We start from the raw sequence: 16,950 nt of genomic DNA, 5'->3' as shown, positions 1-16,950 counted from the left end.
CTCCCGGCACGCTTATCCCTACGTGATAGCGCGTCATAGGCGACTTGCGCCCCTGTCAAAGATGTTAGTCGCCGATGTGGCCGGAAAGCCTAGCCTGTCCAAACAAACAGGAGAGAATGATGGCGCGCCGCCCCGCCCGGATCGTGCAGAATGGCTATATCGTGCGCGATCTGGACGTCGCATGCGAACGCCTGCACGCGATGCTGGGCGTCGGGCCGTTCGTGGGCGGGACCGAGGTGCTGCTTGAGGACCATCATTATCGTGGCGCGCCCGCAACGCCCATCCGGCTGCGCGGCGTGTTCGTGCAGTCGGGCGAGCTGAACATCGAACTGATCGAGATTCTCTCGCCTGGTCCAAGCGCCTTTCACGACATGATCGACACGGCGCACGACGGGCTGCATCATGTCGCGCTCTTCTGCGAGGATTATGAGGCCGAAAAGGCGCGCTGGGTCGCGGACGGCCATGCGGTGGCCAGCGAGTTCACCACCGGCTTCGGCGCGAAGATATGCTATATCGATGCGCGCGATACGCTGGGACATTTCATCGAACTCTATCCCGAACATCCCATCATCCGCGCCATGTACGCCCGTACGGTCGAGGCGGCGCGCGACTGGGACGGCAAACAGTTGATTGTCCCCTGGTGACCCCCATGCCGCGAAAGGCCTTTGCCCATGATCGACCTGCAACGCTTTCATCATACCGGCATGGCCGTGGGCGATATCGACGCCGCGATGGCGCTGTTCGGCCCGGCGCTGGGGCTGGCATGGGCGCCGGTGCGGCATTTCGATCCCCTGCCCTTCTGGACGCCGGAAGCTGGATCGCATGAGGTGCATGTGAAGGCGACCTATTCGCTAGGCGGCCCGCATCATCTGGAACTGGTGCAGGGAACCGGTCCCTTCTACGATCCCGATCGCGCGCCGGACGCGCGGCATGTCGGCATCTGGGTCGATGACCTGAAAAGCGAGACGGACCGGATGGTCGGCGAAGGCTGGCGCGTGGTTGCGGCTGGCGCGTCGCCGGAAGAAGGCTATGGGCTGATCGCCTATGTCGCGCCGCCGGTGCCCGGATTGCTGGTCGAGCTGATTTCGACCGACCTGAAACCGGTGATCGACGACTGGTTGGGCGAGTAACCTGGATCATCAGCCCATGCTGATAGGCCGGATCACGTCGCGGCCGTCGAAACCGACCGATGCTTGCTTTACGGAATCATAGAAGTCGGTCAGCACCGGCGCGCCTTCGTAAAGCTCGATCATGTGGCCGTAGCGCGCGACCGCGTCCATCATCAGAAAGCGGAAGCCGTCGTTCATCTCCGCCTCCAGCGCGGTCGCGAACCCGGCCTGTTCGCAAGCGGTGCGCGCGCTTTCCAGATCATCGACGATCAGCGCGACATGGTGGAACCCCTCCTCCCCCGGCGCGAACATATCGTGGAAGACGGAAGGGCCGACATTATTCTGCTGCACGAATTCGATCATCAGGTCGTTCCACTGACCATAGGCGGAACTATGGTCGAGCGGCGCCGCCACGCCGCGATGCAGGCAGCGTTTTAGTGGGATATGATCCGCCACGAAATAGGGACCGGACCCGAAAGTCGCGGCATGGGCGATAGCGGCCGCGCGCACATCCTGGACGAAATAGGCGATTTGCCGGATCGGCAACCCAGCGATCATGCCGCGACCGACCGGCGCGCATCCGCCGCGATCAGGCTGGCCGCGTGCCAGGCGAGCGCCATGACCGGACCGTTGGTGTTGCCCGACACTGGCGATGGCATAACGGAACAATCCACCACGCGCAGGCCGGACACGCCGCGCACGCGCAGGCGGTCGTCCACCACCGCCGCATTATCGCTGCCCATGCGGCAGGTCGCGACTGCATGGGTGCCGCACAGCGACAGACGGCGAAAGGCGCTGAGTATCTCGGCATCGCTCTGGCAGGCGATGCCCGGCACCAGTTCTTCCCCGACATAGGGTTTCAGGGCCGGCTGCTGCATATAGCGGCGCATATAGCGCACCATCGCGACCGCGGCATGTTCATCCTCCGGCGTCGTCAGCCAGTTGGGCGTGATGACCGGCGGCGCGGCAGGATCGGGCGAGCGCGCCATAATGCTGCCCTCGCTGGTCAGGCGCAAAAGCTGGCCGTAGATCGTCAGACCCGGCAGGCGTTCGACATCGGCGAGCGGGACGGGGAAATTATCGTCGCTCCGCGCGAAAGTGAAGCCGCCCATATAGAGCTGTGCGTCGGGTCGATCGACATCGGGTTCCGTCCGCACGAACGCGCCAACTTCGAATGGTCCGGTAGCCATCGGTCCCTTGCGGGTCAGAAAATATTGCGCGACGCTGGCCATCAGGCCCAGCCCGTGGAAACGCCGGTTGATGCCCGGATCGCCCTTCAGCCGATAGGGCAGCGAAATGCCCAGATGATCGCGCATCCGCGATCCGACATCCGGGCTGTCGGTTACGACGGCGATGCCCAGTGATCGCAGGTGATCGGCCGGGCCGATGCCGGACAATTGCAATAGCTTGGGACTGTTGATCGCGCCCGCCGACAGGATCACTTCGCCAGTGCAATGGAAGGTCAGCAAATCATGGCCGCGACGGCCGACGACGCCAATCGCCACGCCATTCTCCACCACGATGCGTTCGACCAATAGGCCCGGCTCGATCTTGAGGTTAGGCCGCTTTCGCGCGGGGTCCAGGAACACCACCGCCGCGCTCTGACGGCGGCCGTTCTTGATATTATGGGCGTAATAGCCCACGCCCTCCTGATCCTCCCGGTTGAGATCCTCCTTGCGCGCCAGCCCCATCTGCTCGCCCGCTTCGATCAGCGCTTCGGCCACGGGATAGCGGAATTTGCCCGTGCTGATATGGACTGGGCCGCCCGCCCCGCGCTGGTCGTCGGCGCCCAGTTCATGATCCTCGATTGCCATGAACGCCTGCTTCATGGTTGGCCAGCCCCAACCGGTCGCGCCCTTGGCTTCCCAGTCGGCATAATCCTCCGGCTGGCCGCGCACATAGATCATGCCGTTGATCGAGCTGGAGCCGCCCAGCACTTTGCCGCGTATCCATAATTCGGACGCGGGCATGCCCGGTTCGCGCGGCTGATCGACCGGATAATGCCAGGCATGGTTGGGATCGAGCACCAGCTTGCCCAGCCCCTTGGGCATATGGATCAGAAAGCTGCTGTCCTGCCCGCCCGCTTCCAGCAACAGCACCCGGTTGCGCGGATCGGCGGACAGTCTTTCGGCCAGCACGCACCCGGCCGACCCCGCGCCGATGACGATATAATCGAACTGATCGGCCAAAACGCCCTCTCCTTATCTGATTCTATGGGTATCATCGGATGATGTCGCTGCCTGTCAGCTAGTCGAAACATCAGGCCGACCTGTCGGTCGCCGTAACGACCCTAGTGTTTTGTTGAGGTTGTGAGCGGCCGTCGCCCCCGCATAACGTGCATTACAAATACAGCCTTGGCGGCTGACATAAGAACAACAGGGAGACGGTGATGACCGACAGGAAGAACATGCCTACATTGGGTTTGCTGAGCGGCTGCGCGCTGTCCGTACTAGCCTGCGCCGCGCTTGGTGCACCGGCGATGGCGCAGGACGCCGCCGCGCCCCAGTTGGAAACCGGCCAGATCCAGGACATCGTGGTCACCGCCCGCCGCCGCGACGAGACATTGCAGCAGACCCCGATCGCAATCACCGCCTTCTCGCCCAGCCAGCTAGAAAACAAGGCCGCGATCAATATCGGCGACTTGCAGGGCGCGGCGCCGAACGTCCTTATCACCAACCAGAATAGCGGCGCGGCAGCCGCCAACGTGTCGATCCGCGGCCTGACCTTCGCCGACGTCGAAAAATCCTTCGAACCGACCGTCGGCGTCGTCGTGGATGGGGTGTTCATCGGCACCAATACCGGGCAATTCTTCGATTTCTTCGACATCAGCCAGATCGAAGTGCTGCGCGGGCCACAGGGCACCTTGTTCGGCCGCAACACGATCGGCGGTGTCATCAACATCCGCCGCACGCGCCCGACCGGCGAATGGGGCGGCAAATTCGAACTGAGCTATGGCAATTATGACAGCTGGGCAGGCCGCGCCGTCGTCAACGTGCCGATCGTGGAGGGTGTTCTGGCCGCCAAGGCCTTTTACTTCCACAACCAGAGCGACGGTTATTATTACAACGCCATCCGCAACAAGCGGGTGGGCAAAAGCAATAACGAGAATTTCGGCGCCAGCTTCCTGTTCACCCCGTCCAGCAATTTCGACGCGCTGCTGACCTTGGAAAAGCAGGTGCAGGATTTCGAACCGGTCAATTCGAGCATTTCGAACGGCAGCGAAGCCTTTTGCAACCAGGCCATATTGGACGCGGTGATCGGCGCGCCCGGCCTGGTCGCTGCCGCGCCGGCCGATCAGTGCAATCGCAACACGACATCGGACCTCTACACCGTCTTCGGCAGCCCCACCGCGTCGCATTATAGCGCGCCCGCCGCGACGCTGGAGATGAATCTGGACCTGGGCGGGGTCAAGCTGACGTCGATCACCGGCTATCGCAAATCGGACGAGGACCAGACGCAGGACTTCGATTCCACCAGCGCCAATCTCTATTATGTGCGCCGCGTGCAGGATTTCCGCCAGTTCAGCCAGGAATTGCGGGCTGCGGGCAAGATCAGCGACGGGTTCGACTATGTCGTGGGCGCCTATTTCTACGATTCCAAATATAATCTGACGCAGGAAACCACCTTCGCGACCTTCCCCGCCCCGACCCAGGTGATTACCGGCACGTCGCAATCCTACGCCTTCTTCGGCGACTTCAACCTGCAGGTGGTGGACAAGGTGCGCCTGTCCTTCGGCGGCCGCTGGACCCATGACAAGAAAACCAATTATAATTTCGTCGCGCCCAACCAATTCCCCAAGGCTGGCTATACCGGTAGCAAGTTCACGCCCAAGATCGGTCTGGACTATCGCCCTACCGACGATCTGATGGTCTATGCGTCCTGGTCGCGCGGCTATCGGGCCGGCGGCCTGTCGGGACGCGGGCAGACGCTGATTTCATCGACCACGCCCTATGGCGCGGAAACAGTGGATTCCTACGAAGTCGGTTTCAAGAGCGCTTTCCTCGACAAGCGGCTGCTGTTCAACGTCGCGGGCTTCTATTCCGACTATAGCGACCTGCAGCAGAATACGACGATCCCGATTTCCGGCGGCATCGGCAACGAAACGGTCGTGACCAACGTCGGTTCGGCGCGGATCAAGGGGATCGAGGCGGAATTGATCGCCAAGCCGGTGACGGGTTTGACGCTCACCGCCTCGCTTGGCCTGCTGCGATCCAAGTTCAAGGACTTCATCACCCAGGCGCCTGTCGGCGGAGTGCTGACGACCTTCGACTATTCGGCCAATAACCTGATCTACAATCCGCGCGAGACACTGTCCTTGACGGCCGACTATGTCGTGCCGGTCAGCTTTGGCGAGGCGAAGTTTAACGTCAGCTACCGGAACATTGCGCCCTACGACCAGCAGATTTCCCAAGGGCCTACGACGACCGGCAGCAATGGCGTCATCATCGTCAACGGCAATGATCCGCGCGTGCGATCGGATCGCCAGGGCCTGCTCGACGCCAGCGCCACGCTCGAGTTCGACCTCAACGGGCACAAGGCGCGGGTGACGGCCTATGGCCGCAACCTGGCCGATGATCGCGGTCCCAATGCGGCGCTGACCGTCGCGGGCCTCTTCTCCTTCTCCTCGGCGCGTGAGCCGCGGACCTATGGCCTGCAATTTGGCTATCAATTCTGATGCACGTTTCGGCGGGCGATACGCATCATGTGTAGAGGAGCAGGCATGGTCGCGCCTGTCACCGGGGGCCAATGCGGGACCCCTGGCGCGCAGGACATGACCACCGACCAAGCCCTGTCGCACCGGCAGATCGCCGAACTGACGTTGGCCTATTGCCGGGGTGTCGATCGTGCCGATGAAGCGCTGCTGAAAAGCATATTTCATGACGACAGCATCGTAATCTGCGGCGCTTTTGAGGGCAATGGTCAGCAATTCGCGAGCGAAATCTGCACGATCGTTCGCGCGGTGTTCGACCAAACCCTACACAGCATCGATCACCAATCGATAGAGGTGACCGGCGACACCGCGATGGGGGAAACCTATGTCGTCGCGGTGTCGACCATGACCGACCTGGACCGGGGCAAATCGGAAATGCTGACCGGCGGCCGCTATCTCGATCGGTTCACCCGGCGCGATGGTATCTGGAAGTTCGCGGCCCGCACATTCGTCAGCGAATGGAGCCGGATCGACGGGACCAGCTGCACCGACGATGCGCCGTCGGCCACACAGGGCTTAGGCAGCCATCCTGCGGCGCGATGGCATTGACGCATGGAAGATAGGATGGACCTCGAAGCCGAAATCCGCAACCTGGCCGCGCGCCGCGACATTCAAAAGGCCATATTCGCCTATATGCGCGGGCAGGACCGGCTCGATCATGCGCTTCAGATGTCAGCCTTTCACGCCGATTCCGACGTCGATTGCGGCCTGCTGCGCGGCGGACCGCGTGCCTATACCGATTTCGCGCAGGGCTTCCTTGCGGGCATGGGCGGGAGCCAGCATATCATCGGCCAGATGGACATCGAGGTGGACGCCAAAGCCGGGACCGGCAGCGGTGAGGTCTATTTCTTCGCTTGGCACCGGCTGATCGAGGAGGGCGAACCCTATGACCTGTTCATGGCGGGCCGCTATATCGACGAATATAGCTGTAAGGACGACAAGTGGGCGATCCAGCGTCGCCGCGAACTGATCGACTGGGCGCGCAAGGATGCGCCGAGCGACGCCTTCATGGCGGGCATGCCGCTCGTCCATCTGTCGGGCCGCAACGGCACGGATTTCAGCCAGACGCGCGATTGGGCGTCGGGCACATCGGGACGCTGACGACATGACCATCAACCGCCGCTTCCTCCTGACCTCCCGGCCCGACGGCCTCATTAAACCCGGCGATTTCACGCTGGTCGATGAACCCGTCCCCGCGATCGGTCCCGACGAAATGCTGGTGCGCAACCATTATGCCTCGATCGACCCGGCTATCCGGGGCTGGCTGGACGATGTGCCCAGCTACCTGCCGCCGGTGGACCTTGGCGACGCGGTGCGGGCGACCACGGTGGGCGTGGTGGAGGCCAGCAATCTGGACGGCTTCGCGCCGGGCGACTGGGTGATGGGCCTCAACAAGATCGAGCAATACTCGGTGGCGCGCAAAGGCGGCTTTACCAGCCTGATTGACCCCAGCCTCGTTCCGTCCGTCACCCATTATCTCTCCGTCATGGGCGCTGTCGGGTTGACCGCCTATTTCGGGGTGAACGACATATTGAAGCCCCAGGCAGGCGAAACTTTCCTCATCAGCGGCGCGGCCGGCGCCGTTGGATCGCTCGTGGGGCAACTGGGCAAACTCGCGGGCGCACGGGTCGTCGGCATCGCAGGCGGACCGGACAAATGCCGCCGCCTGATCGAAGACTATGGTTTTGACGCGGCGGTCGATTATCGCGGCAAGGATGTCGATGCGCTGACGGCCGCGATCGGGGAAGCCTGCCCGGACGGCATCGACCTGGTGTTCGAAAATGTCGGCGGCATCGGCCTGGACGCGACGCTGGAACATATCAACGATCATGCGCGCATCGCCCTGTGCGGCCTGATATCGGAATATAATGGCGCGCCCTATGGCACCCGCAACCTGTGGAAGCTGATCGCGCGGACGGCGACCATTCGCGGCTTCCTGATCAGCGAATTTCTCGATCGGTTCGCCGAGGGCGGCATGGCGATGGCAAAACTGGTGGGTGAGGGCAAGCTGCGGTTCGACGAACATATCGACGAAGGCATCGACAATGCCTTCGCCGCGTTCATGCGGCTGTTCGAGGGCAGCAACCAGGGCAAGATGATCCTGAAGCTGATCTAGAAGCGAAGCGGATCAGCCACTGCCTGCCCCGGATCGGCGGGATGGCCGAAAAGTCGGACTTGCGCCTGCATTGTGTCGAAAAATTCCCAGATTTCACGGATGGTGCCGTCTTCGACGCGGAATATCTGGCAATAGGTCTGCTCGTAGCGTTCGCCATCCTTTGTTTCAGCGCCGCCTTCCATCATGCCGACCACGGTCGGGCCATCCACGGCCATGATGCGATAGCGGCGGGCCAGATTGACGGTGCCGGGGACGAGATTGGCCATGACCAGCGGGAAAACTTCATCGAACAATTGCCGCTTGCCGTAGGAACGCCCCGACACCGCAGTTCGACCGACGACATTATTGATAAAGTCATCGTGCAACGTCGCTGCAAACCCATCAATGTCCATCGCGGAGAGGCTGCGATACCATTTCTCTACTATGGATCGGGGATTAGTGGGCATGGCTTATCTCCTTGTTCGAACGATCAAATCATGGTCAAAGCCGCACGACCTGCTTGCCCCGGTTGGCGCCGGTAAACAGCCGCGCCAGCGCCGCCGGGGCATTGTCCAGCCCTTCCAGCACATCCATCTGCCAGCTGATCCGCCCGGCCAGCGCCAATACCGCCAAGCGCACCCGGATCATCGGCCACCTTGCCTCATGGTCCAGAACGATGAACCCGCCCATCGTCGCCCGGCGCAGGATCAGGCTGAAATAATTGGCCGGTCCCGCGATGTTGCCTGCCTGCTCATAACGACTGATGCCGCCGCAGAGCACCACCCGCGCGCCGATCGCCAAGCGCGCCAGCATCGCGTCCAGCACGTCGCCGCCGACATTGTCATAGACGACATCGACGCCATCGGGGGCCAGCGCCTTGAGCTGCTTCGACACGTCGCCCGCCTTATAATCGATCGCGGCGTCGAACCCGGCTTCATCGACCAGCCAGGCGCATTTTTCAGCACCACCGGCGATACCGATCACCCGGCATCCCGCAATCTTGGCCAGTTGTCCTGCGACCGAACCCGTCGCACCGGCCGCGCCTGAGACAAGGACCGTGTCACCTGCCACGGGGCGACCGATGTCGTGCAGCCCGACCCAGGCAGTCAGGCCCGGTATGCCGAGCAACCCCAGCATGGCTTGCGGCGGCAAATCAGGATGGCAGATGTCGAAACCCGTGCCGTCGCTGACCAGCGCCTCGGTCCAGCCGGTCATGCCCGCGACCATCGTGCCGACCGGGAACTTGCCGCCCTCGCTCACGACCACTTCCGCCACGCCCATGCCGCGCATGACGTCGCCCAGCTCGATCGGCGCGACATAGCCGCCGAAATTTTCCATCCACCCCTTTTGTGCCGGCTCGAACCCCAGCCAGCGCGTCGCCAACAGCATCTGACCCTGACCGGGCACCGGCATGGGCCCATCGACCATCGTAAAGTCGGTGGCGGCGACCGGGCGACCGATCGGGCGGTCGGCAAGGACTAGCTGACGCATCAATGCCCTGCGTTCGCGCGCTTGATCTTCTTGGCGAGGCTCCATTTATGGACCTCGGTCGGGCCGTCATAGATGCGAAAGGCGCGGATTTCGCGGAACACTTGCTCGACCATCGTGTCCTGCGTGACGCCGGTGCCGCCCATTACCTGGATGCAGCGATCAGCGACGCGGAACAGCGCTTCGGACACCGCGACCTTGGCCATCGAGCTTTCGGTGGTGCCCAGTTCGCCGCTGTCCAGGACATCGGCACACCAGTCGATGATGAGTTCGCATTGCTTCAGGTCGATGAGGTTTTCCGCCAGCGGAAAGCCGACACCCTCATGATCGATCAGCGGCTTGCCGAAAGCATGGCGCTTGCAGGCATAGGCGGACGCAATCTCCTGCGCGCGGATGCACGCGCCCAGCCAGCGCATACAATGGGTGAGCCGCGCGGGGCTGAGGCGGATTTGCGCATATTCGAAGCCCTTGTGCAGCTCGCCCAGCACCTGGTCCGGCGACACGCGCAGATTGTCGATCGCGATCACGGAATGGCCGCCGGGCATCGAGCCGTCTAGCGTGTCCATCACTCGCTCGATACGGATCGCCGGATCGGGCAGGTCGACCAGGAACATGGTCGCCGCCATCTTTTCCGCCGTACCGCTATTGGCCATGACGATGCCGACCTTCGCGCCCTTCGCCCCGGTAATGAACGCTTTGCGCCCGTTGATCACCCAATGGTTGCCGTCCTGCACTGCGCGCGTCTGCATCATCGACGGGTCGGCCCCGGCACCGCCATCCTCGGCCGGTTCGGTCATGAAGAAGGCGGACCGCGCTTCGCCGCGGTGCATGGGGGCAAGGAAATGATCCTTTTGCGCCTGCGTGCCGACCTTGCCGATCAGATACATGTTCCCCTCGTCCGGGGCGGCGGTGTTGAGCGCGGTCGGACCAAGGATGGACAGGCCCGACGTCTTGAGCACCAGCGCGGTTTCGCGATGGGTCAGATGCCCGCCATCGGGCAGGACATGGGGCGTCATCAGCCCGGCGGCGCGCGCCTTGCCGCGCATTTCGGCGACCAGCTCCTCCATCGGACCATGGGCGTCCTGACGCGGGTCTTTTTCATAGGGGATGATAACGTCGCGCACGAAGCGTTCGACCCGCGCGGCCAGATCGGCGGCACGCTGGGTCGGCGCGGAATGAGGAGCGGTAATCATGGGCAATTCAGTCCTTTCGGGCGGCCATGGCGCGAGCCAGGCTGGCGAGTTCGGGCAGCGTGTCGACCAGACTGGCGGCTTCGGGTGAGGCGGCCGTCCCGCGCGCCATCCGCCCTTTGATGCCGTGAATGATCGCAGCGAAGCGGAACATGTTGAACGCAAGGTAGAAGGACAGATCGTCAATCCCGCCTCTGCCTGTTCGGGCACAATAGGCCGCGACATAGTCGTCCTGGCGCGGGATGTTGAGGGCAACGAGATCCGCGCCCTTGAAGCCGCCAATGATATGGGGCGGCAGATGGTACATCATCAGATGATAGGTAAAATCGGCGAGCGGATGGCCGAGCGTCGACAGTTCCCAGTCCAGCACCGCCAATATCTTCGGCTCGGTCGCGTGCCAGATCATATTGTCGGCGCGAAAGTCGCCGTGCACCACGCTGCTTTCGTCGCCTGCCGGAATGTTGGTCGGCAGCCAGTCGACCAGCCAGTCCATATCGTCCAGTCGCCCGGCTTCGCCATCCTCGCCATATTGGCGCGACCAGCGCGCAATCTGGCGTTCGAAATAATTGCCGGGCCGTCCATAATCGCCAAGGCCGATCGCGTCAGGGGCAAAGCCGTGCAACTGGGCGATCGTGGCATTCATCGCGTCGAAATAGAGCGGCCGCTCCTCCGACGTCAGGCCGGGCAATGTCGAATCCCAGAAAATGCGCCCTTCCACCATTTCCATCAGGTAGAAGGCGGTGCCGACGATGGTGTCGTCGTCACACAGGGCATAGGCTTTGGCGACCGGAAAGCCCGCGGCCTCCAAGGCGCGGATTACGCGATATTCCCGTTCGATCGCGTGCGCGCCCTTGAGCAACTGGCCCGGCGGCTTGCGGCGCATGACATATGGGCGCGTCGGCGTGGTCAGCTTGTAGGTCGGGTTGGATTGGCCGCCCTTGAACTGTTCCGCCGTCAGCGGCCCGGCAAAACCCTCCACATGGTCCGCCATCCAGGCAGCCAGTCGGTCCATATCGAATCCATGCCCTTCGCGGATCGCGCCCGATCCGGCGAAGCGCTGCTGCGCGCTGCTCTCCATCATCATTCTGCGTCGATGAATTTCATCAACGTATTTTGGAACTGGCGAATCTGGATTTCCTGATAATTGGCCAGTTGCACCTGCCCATTGGCGGAGCTTTTCAGGCCCTGCTGCACGAAGGGCAGATTTTCCATATCCTGTTCGAACACATCGCCCAAAATGCCGATCTCCGCCGCTTCGGTCCATTTTTGGGCGTCGGTCAGGAAATGCATCGGCGGGCATTTGGGCGGGGTTTCGCCGGGCGGCGTGCGGGTGAGGATGCGTACTTCCATCAGGCAATGATCGACATCATGCCAGGGCCGCCAGCGATAGACGATATTGGGCTGGAACCCGGCCCAGGGGCTGTAATTGGGAAAGACATTGTAGAGCAGCGCGTCCATCATCTCGCTATCGGACGCAAAGCTGATGTCCTGTCCGAACATCTTGCTGGTCGTTTCGCGCAGGCTGGCGCCCAACGCTGCGCGCGCCGTAACGCCGTCGGGCACTTTGACGTTATAGCCGCCTTCGGGCTGCTCCTCATAATTGTCGGACGATCGGCCATTATATTTCACGAACTCGTCCACGATCCATTGCTGCGGCTTGCCGTCGGGATCGATATGGGGCGACATGGTGCCAAAGGGCGTGACCGTCAGGTTCGTATAGTCGCCATAGATATTGTAGGATGAATTGGCGTCGCCCGTGAACGGCAGCAATTGGGGGTGAGTGACAACGGTGTGCCAGCTTTCCATGAAAGCCTCCATCACCACCTTCCAGTTGGCCGGCACCACCTTTCCGACCCAGATGACGGTCGTGCATTCCTCATGCTTCCAGCGCTGGAAATGCTCCGGTAGCGGGGCGAGGAACTCTTCGATCGTCGGCCCTTCGGCGGCTTCCCGAATGAAGATATAGCCGCCCCAGCGGCCGACCGACACTTCGGGCAACGCCATCTGATCGTCCGACAGATGCGCAAAATCCCAGCGGCACGGGATCTGCTTCATCGACCCGTCCATATTCCAGGTAAAGCCATGGAAGGGGCATTGCAGTTCGCCCGCCCAGCCGCTTTCCAGCTTCAGCTTGCGGCCGCGATGCAGGCAGACATTGTAGAAGGCGCGGACGGACATATCGTCTTGCCGCACGAGGATGAAGGATTTGCCGACATTCTCATACACCGCATAGTCGCCTGGTTCCGGCAATTCTTCTTCGCGGGCGGCAAATTGCCAGACCTTGGGCCACATTTTCTGCTTTTCCAGCTCGAAAAAGGCCGGGTCGGTATAGCGTGACGCGGGGATCGGATCGGACCCCAGATTTTCATAGACATCCTGATAGAGATATTCCGGCACTTCATTGGTGTCGGCCAGCGCCAGGTCGCGATAGGACGGCCCCGGACAACGCGGCAGCGGCTCTCCCTTGATCTGTGGCGGGGCTTTGATCTGGGGATCGGCGTCGGCCATGGTCTCGAATCTCCTCTTCCTTCACCCAACCTATCGAAAGTCCGGCGCTTTATGACCTATGGATTGCGTCAGGCGATCCAAGGCGTTGATGGGTTGACCTAGTGATAATCACAGGGAAGCGCCAACCCCGCACGCTCTATCATCCTTCTCGTCGGCCACGACCGGCGCTTAGGAGAGTTATGACCGGCACGCATCGCACCATCACGCTGGCCCGCCGTCCCGAAGGCCTGCCGCAGGCGGGCGACTTCGCGTTGGCGCAAGCGCCGCTGCCCGTGGTGGCGGAGGGCACGATGCTGGTCCGCAACCGGGTGTTCGCGATCGATGCGGCCATCCGGGGCTTCATGGACGACCGGCCCAGCTATCTGCCGCCCCTGGCGATCGGCGAAACCATCCGCGGCATGGCTCTGGGCGAAGTGGTGGAGAGCCGTCTGACGGGCTTTTCAGCAGGCGACATCGTCCGGGCGCTGGCGGGATGGGAGGAATATAGCCTGCTGGCCGCCGACGCGCTGGGCCTGGAAAAATGCGACTGCCCTGATCGGGACGCGCTGTCGCTCTATATGGGCACGCTCGGCCCGTCGGGCCTGACCGCCTATGTCGGGCTGTTCGCGATCGGGCGGATCAAGCCGGGCGATACCGTCGCGATCAGCGCGGCGGCGGGCGCGGTCGGCAATGTCGCCGGACAGATCGCGCGCCTGTCCGGGTGCCGCACGATCGGCATCACCAGTTCGCCCGGCAAGGTCGCGTTGTGCCGCGATCTGGGCTTTGACGCGGTCATCGATTATAATGCGCCCGGCACGCTGGACGAGAAGATAGCCGCCGCTGCGCCGCAGGGGATTGACGTCTATTTCGACAATGTAGGGGGTGAGATATTGGATGGCGTCCTGCCTCATCTGGCCGATCACGGCCGGGTGGTCGTGTGCGGCATGATCGCAAACTATAATCATGCCGACGAACCCTATCCGATCCGCAACCTTTGGCAGGTGCTGGTCAAACGCGCGACGATGCAGGGATTCCTGACCTATGAGCATCCAGAGTATCTGGCCGAGGCGCAATCGCGTATCGGGGCATGGGTGAAGGCTGGCGACCTGCGCCCGCTGGAAAATGTGACCTATGGGCTGGACGGCGCGCCGAATGCCCTCATACGATTGATGAGCGGCAGGACGACGGGGAAAACCGTCGTCTGCCTGCCCTAGAGCGGTATGGCCCGGCTAAGCCGGATCGGCCGCTTTAGTTTGTTGTTGACGCGATTTCCAAGTCATCAAACGATACCGTTTGATTTGAAATCGCTCTAAGGAGAAAGACGCGACCATGGGCTATCATGACATCATCGGCAACGAAGCTGCCCGGATGCTGGACTTTGTTGAGACCGGCACGACCGACTGCGCGCCCGAAACCATGGCCGTGCCCGCCGCCGCCTATACCGACCCGGCCTGGTTCGACCGGGAAATGGCGGAGATATTCCTGAAACTGCCGCTGCTCGCCGCATTGACCGCCGAAATGCCCAATCCGGGCGATTACAAGGCGATGGACCTGATGGGAAAGCCCATCCTCATCACGCGCAGGACCGACGGTTCGGTCGCGGCAATGTATAATGTCTGCTCACATCGCGGCATGATCCTCAAGCCAGAGGGCCATGGCAACGCCAAGCGCTTTTCCTGCCCCTATCACGCCTGGACCTTCGCCAATGACGGCAAGCTGATCGGCGTCGCCGAACCCGGCAAGTTCGGTCCGATCTGCAAGGAGGACCATAATCTCACGACCCTGCCCTGCGTGGAAGCCGGCGGCATCATCTGGGTCAGCCTGGACCCCGCCGCCGACATGGACATCGGCAAGCATCTGGGCGGGATGCTGGACGACCTCAACGCCTATCAGCTGGATCAATGGCATTTTTGCGGGTCGCGCCGCATCTATGGCGCGAACTGGAAGATCGCCTATGACGGCTATCTGGAGGGCTATCATTTCGCGGCGGCCCATCCCGAAACCATCCATCCGCGCACCTTCAGCAATATCATGAGCTTCACCGCCTATGGCCCGCATCTGCGCGTGGGCTATCCCCAGGTCCGCATCAAGGAAGCGCTGGGCGCGCTGCCGCGCGAGACATGGGGCGAACATGAAAATGAAGGCTATGACTTCGTGCGCACCATCTTCCCCAATGTCAGCATCTTCTTCGCGCCTGAAATCACCCAGGTCGCACAATTGATCCCCGGTCCGACGCCGGACAAGAATATGACCAACCTGCTGTTCATCCGCCGCCATGGCCCGAAGGACGAGGCGGACGCCGCCGCGATCGAGGGCATGATGGACTGGCTGCGCGACGTGGTGGACGTGGAGGATTATGGCGTGGGGCTACAGGTGCAAAAGGGGATGGAGTCGGGCGCACGGCCCAACGTAACCTTTGGCCGCAACGAGCGCGGCAACCAATATTTCCACCGCTATATCGACTATTATCTGAGCGACGATCCGGCGAAGGTGCCGCCGATCCTCTGAGGGTTGGCGCTCCTGCGGGGCGGGAGCGGCCGGAAGTTCGCGCTCTAAACCCCCATCATCCCGGCCGTCGATGCGCCGTCGATCGCATATTCCGCGCCGGAGATGAACGCGGCTTCGTCCGACGCCAGGAAGGACACCAGCGCCGCGACCTCCTCCACCTGGGCCATCCGGCGCAGCGGGGACATGCCCTGATAGGCAGCCAGCGCCGCGGCGCTGTCGGGCGACTTGTCGATGATCGCCTGGATCATGTCGGTCTGCACGACGCCGGGCAGGATCGCGTTGCAGCGGATTTTCATCCCCTCATTCGCGCAATGCATGGCGACCGATTTCGACAGCGCCAGCACCGCGCCCTTGGTGGTCGAATAGGCGACGAAATTGCCCATCACCTTATGCGCGCTCATCGAACTGTTGACGATGATCGACCCGGTCGCCCCGCCCGGATTGTCGCGCATCAACCGGACGGCGGCCTGCGCGGTCAGCATCACGCCGGTCAGGTTGACGTCCAGCAGGCCGTTCCACGCGTCGAGCGCGATATGTTCGACGCTGCTGTCGCCGCGTTCCATGCCGGCATTGGCGAAGGCGATGTCGAGCCGACCGAAATCCGCACGGACCAGCGCATCGAACCGCGCCCAGTCGGCCGGCTCCTGCACCCGGCTCTTGAGGAAAGTGGCGCCGGTCGCGGCGGTGATCGCGGCAGCGGCGGCTTCGTTCGATCCGGTGAAGATCACGTGGGCGCCGTCTGCGGACAGGCGCTCCACCGTCGCCTTGCCAATGCCCGACGTCCCGCCGGTGACCAGTGCCACCTTGCCCGCCAAATTGCTCATATGCTCATCATCCTCTCGCCCGATTACGCCTGTTTGCGGCCATCATGGCAAGGTGCAAGCCCTTTGCCGCCTGCTATAAATGGCAGGCGGCGCATGGGATGTCAGCGATCGACCGGCGTGCCGGTCGCGCGGCAGATCGCCGCCGTATCGAAATAATAGGGGGTGATGCCGCTGAACTTGCCGTCGCGCAGGTGGAATACTTCGCACAAGGGCATTTCCAGCCGTTCGCCATTGAAGCGCGACGTCGCGTGGAAGGAGAGGAGGACGATGATATTATCCTCCGATATCGCGATATCCTTATAATCCAGCGCCGGGTCTTCCCAGAAGGCGAAGACCTTGGTGAAGAGCGCCTGCAAGGCGCCCTTGCCTTCATAGACGCCGCCGAAGGGCAGCGTTTCTGCCTCCACGATCTTGAAGTCGTCGGTCAGAAGTGCCTCGACCTTATCCCACTGGCCGGTGCCGGTCAGGGAATAGAGATGGTCGATCTGACCCTTGAGGGCCGCGTAGCGTTCGGCGTCCATGCTCGTCTCCCTTGCGT

The 16,950-nt window shown here is 62.4% G+C and carries 17 protein-coding genes; 8 read left to right on the top strand and 9 right to left on the bottom strand.

The annotated features are described in order from the left end of the window. The first annotated feature begins 119 nt into the window (after nt 1-119). Together CEQ44_RS02585 and CEQ44_RS02580 are read left to right on the top strand one after the other, a co-directional pair. The gene (locus tag CEQ44_RS02585) at nt 120-644 is read left to right on the top strand and encodes a VOC family protein (RefSeq protein WP_176400238.1); all 525 of its coding nucleotides are present in this window, start codon (nt 120-122) and stop codon (nt 642-644) included. Nucleotides 645-671: 27 nt separating this feature from the next. Continuing rightward, nucleotides 672-1,130, top strand: coding sequence for a VOC family protein (locus CEQ44_RS02580; RefSeq protein WP_088182947.1), 459 nt, complete (start codon nt 672-674; stop codon nt 1,128-1,130). A 9-nt stretch (nt 1,131-1,139) separates the two neighbouring features. On the opposite strand, the gene CEQ44_RS02575 is transcribed toward CEQ44_RS02580, so the two are convergent. Together CEQ44_RS02575 and CEQ44_RS02570 are read right to left on the bottom strand one after the other, a co-directional pair. Beyond that, nucleotides 1,140-1,667, bottom strand: coding sequence for a VOC family protein (locus tag CEQ44_RS02575; RefSeq protein ID WP_176400239.1), 528 nt, complete (start codon nt 1,665-1,667; stop codon nt 1,140-1,142). Further along, nucleotides 1,664-3,298 (bottom strand): GMC family oxidoreductase, encoded by a 1,635-nt coding sequence (locus tag CEQ44_RS02570; RefSeq protein WP_088182948.1) that lies wholly within the window; start codon nt 3,296-3,298, stop codon nt 1,664-1,666. The genes CEQ44_RS02575 and CEQ44_RS02570 overlap by 4 nt, the downstream gene beginning before the upstream one ends. A gap of 200 nt (nt 3,299-3,498) precedes the next feature. Between CEQ44_RS02570 and CEQ44_RS02565 the strand changes: the two genes are divergently transcribed. The 4 genes from CEQ44_RS02565 to CEQ44_RS02550 are packed head-to-tail and all read left to right on the top strand — an operon-like array spanning nt 3,499 to nt 7,936. Beyond that, nucleotides 3,499-5,784: a TonB-dependent receptor gene (locus tag CEQ44_RS02565; RefSeq protein WP_254913619.1), complete on the top strand. Its 2,286-nt coding sequence runs from the start codon at nt 3,499-3,501 to the stop codon at nt 5,782-5,784. Between the two features lie 45 nt (nt 5,785-5,829). Further along, nucleotides 5,830-6,369: a nuclear transport factor 2 family protein gene (locus CEQ44_RS02560; protein ID WP_176400240.1), complete on the top strand. Its 540-nt coding sequence runs from the start codon at nt 5,830-5,832 to the stop codon at nt 6,367-6,369. Nucleotides 6,370-6,384: 15 nt separating this feature from the next. Beyond that, nucleotides 6,385-6,921, top strand: a complete 537-nt coding sequence (locus tag CEQ44_RS02555) for a nuclear transport factor 2 family protein (RefSeq protein WP_088182950.1) — start codon at nt 6,385-6,387, stop codon at nt 6,919-6,921. Nucleotides 6,922-6,925: 4 nt separating this feature from the next. Then, a complete protein-coding gene (locus CEQ44_RS02550) occupies nt 6,926-7,936 on the top strand; it encodes an NADP-dependent oxidoreductase (protein WP_088182951.1) in 1,011 nt (336 codons plus the stop codon). On the opposite strand, the gene CEQ44_RS02545 is transcribed toward CEQ44_RS02550, so the two are convergent. Genes CEQ44_RS02545 through CEQ44_RS02525 form a run of 5 tightly spaced genes read right to left on the bottom strand, consistent with a single transcriptional unit; the run spans nt 7,933 to nt 13,101 of the window. Next, entirely contained in the window at nt 7,933-8,382 is a 450-nt protein-coding gene (locus CEQ44_RS02545) for a nuclear transport factor 2 family protein (protein WP_088182952.1), read from the bottom strand. The genes CEQ44_RS02550 and CEQ44_RS02545 overlap by 4 nt on opposite strands. Before the next feature lie 34 nt (nt 8,383-8,416). After that, a complete protein-coding gene (locus CEQ44_RS02540; protein WP_088182953.1) occupies nt 8,417-9,406 on the bottom strand; it encodes an NADP-dependent oxidoreductase in 990 nt (329 codons plus the stop codon). Continuing rightward, nucleotides 9,406-10,596 carry an acyl-CoA dehydrogenase family protein gene (locus CEQ44_RS02535; RefSeq protein ID WP_088182954.1) on the bottom strand — a complete coding sequence of 397 codons (1,191 nt, stop codon included), beginning with the start codon at nt 10,594-10,596 and terminating at the stop codon, nt 9,406-9,408. The genes CEQ44_RS02540 and CEQ44_RS02535 overlap by 1 nt, the downstream gene beginning before the upstream one ends. A gap of 7 nt (nt 10,597-10,603) precedes the next feature. Beyond that, on the bottom strand, nt 10,604-11,674 hold the full coding sequence (locus CEQ44_RS02530; RefSeq protein WP_373438226.1) for a phosphotransferase: 1,071 nt from the start codon (nt 11,672-11,674) through the stop codon (nt 10,604-10,606). After that, nucleotides 11,674-13,101, bottom strand: coding sequence for an SRPBCC family protein (locus tag CEQ44_RS02525; protein WP_088182955.1), 1,428 nt, complete (start codon nt 13,099-13,101; stop codon nt 11,674-11,676). The genes CEQ44_RS02530 and CEQ44_RS02525 overlap by 1 nt, the downstream gene beginning before the upstream one ends. 179 nt (nt 13,102-13,280) lie before the next feature. Between CEQ44_RS02525 and CEQ44_RS02520 the strand changes: the two genes are divergently transcribed. Both CEQ44_RS02520 and CEQ44_RS02515 read left to right on the top strand, forming a co-directional pair. Continuing rightward, the gene (locus CEQ44_RS02520; protein WP_088182956.1) at nt 13,281-14,294 is read left to right on the top strand and encodes an NADP-dependent oxidoreductase; all 1,014 of its coding nucleotides are present in this window, start codon (nt 13,281-13,283) and stop codon (nt 14,292-14,294) included. Nucleotides 14,295-14,409: 115 nt separating this feature from the next. Then, nucleotides 14,410-15,588, top strand: a complete 1,179-nt coding sequence (locus CEQ44_RS02515) for an aromatic ring-hydroxylating dioxygenase subunit alpha (protein ID WP_088182957.1) — start codon at nt 14,410-14,412, stop codon at nt 15,586-15,588. Nucleotides 15,589-15,632: 44 nt separating this feature from the next. Here the strand turns inward: CEQ44_RS02515 and CEQ44_RS02510 are convergent, their stop codons facing one another. Then, entirely contained in the window at nt 15,633-16,412 is a 780-nt protein-coding gene (locus tag CEQ44_RS02510; RefSeq protein WP_088182958.1) for an SDR family NAD(P)-dependent oxidoreductase, read from the bottom strand. Nucleotides 16,413-16,513: 101 nt separating this feature from the next. Beyond that, nucleotides 16,514-16,933 carry a nuclear transport factor 2 family protein gene (locus CEQ44_RS02505; protein WP_088182959.1) on the bottom strand — a complete coding sequence of 140 codons (420 nt, stop codon included), beginning with the start codon at nt 16,931-16,933 and terminating at the stop codon, nt 16,514-16,516. Nucleotides 16,934-16,950: the final 17 nt, after the last annotated feature.

The sequence above is a fragment of the Sphingobium sp. Z007 genome, assembly GCF_900013425.1.
Classification (GTDB): domain Bacteria; phylum Pseudomonadota; class Alphaproteobacteria; order Sphingomonadales; family Sphingomonadaceae; genus Sphingobium.
The sequence above is the reverse complement of the archived record's forward strand: the minus strand, read 5'-3'. Positions and strand labels throughout refer to the sequence as shown.

Bases quoted from the DNA above. Each gene is read 5' to 3' on its own strand.
- CEQ44_RS02525 (WP_088182955.1), bottom strand. From the start codon at position 13,101: ATGGCCGACGCCGATCCCCAGATCAAAGCCCCGCCACAGATCAAGGGA.
- CEQ44_RS02545 (WP_088182952.1), bottom strand. From the start codon at position 8,382: ATGCCCACTAATCCCCGATCCATAGTAGAGAAATGGTATCGCAGCCTC.
- CEQ44_RS02520 (WP_088182956.1), top strand. From the start codon at position 13,281: ATGACCGGCACGCATCGCACCATCACGCTGGCCCGCCGTCCCGAAGGC.
- CEQ44_RS02585 (WP_176400238.1), top strand. From the start codon at position 120: ATGGCGCGCCGCCCCGCCCGGATCGTGCAGAATGGCTATATCGTGCGC.
- CEQ44_RS02510 (WP_088182958.1), bottom strand. From the start codon at position 16,412: ATGAGCAATTTGGCGGGCAAGGTGGCACTGGTCACCGGCGGGACGTCG.
- CEQ44_RS02505 (WP_088182959.1), bottom strand. From the start codon at position 16,933: ATGGACGCCGAACGCTACGCGGCCCTCAAGGGTCAGATCGACCATCTC.
- CEQ44_RS02535 (WP_088182954.1), bottom strand. From the start codon at position 10,596: ATGATTACCGCTCCTCATTCCGCGCCGACCCAGCGTGCCGCCGATCTG.
- CEQ44_RS02540 (WP_088182953.1), bottom strand. From the start codon at position 9,406: ATGCGTCAGCTAGTCCTTGCCGACCGCCCGATCGGTCGCCCGGTCGCC.
- CEQ44_RS02565 (WP_254913619.1), top strand. From the start codon at position 3,499: ATGACCGACAGGAAGAACATGCCTACATTGGGTTTGCTGAGCGGCTGC.
- CEQ44_RS02560 (WP_176400240.1), top strand. From the start codon at position 5,830: ATGGTCGCGCCTGTCACCGGGGGCCAATGCGGGACCCCTGGCGCGCAG.
- CEQ44_RS02550 (WP_088182951.1), top strand. From the start codon at position 6,926: ATGACCATCAACCGCCGCTTCCTCCTGACCTCCCGGCCCGACGGCCTC.
- CEQ44_RS02530 (WP_373438226.1), bottom strand. From the start codon at position 11,674: ATGATGGAGAGCAGCGCGCAGCAGCGCTTCGCCGGATCGGGCGCGATC.
- CEQ44_RS02575 (WP_176400239.1), bottom strand. From the start codon at position 1,667: ATGATCGCTGGGTTGCCGATCCGGCAAATCGCCTATTTCGTCCAGGAT.
- CEQ44_RS02555 (WP_088182950.1), top strand. From the start codon at position 6,385: ATGGACCTCGAAGCCGAAATCCGCAACCTGGCCGCGCGCCGCGACATT.
- CEQ44_RS02515 (WP_088182957.1), top strand. From the start codon at position 14,410: ATGGGCTATCATGACATCATCGGCAACGAAGCTGCCCGGATGCTGGAC.
- CEQ44_RS02580 (WP_088182947.1), top strand. From the start codon at position 672: ATGATCGACCTGCAACGCTTTCATCATACCGGCATGGCCGTGGGCGAT.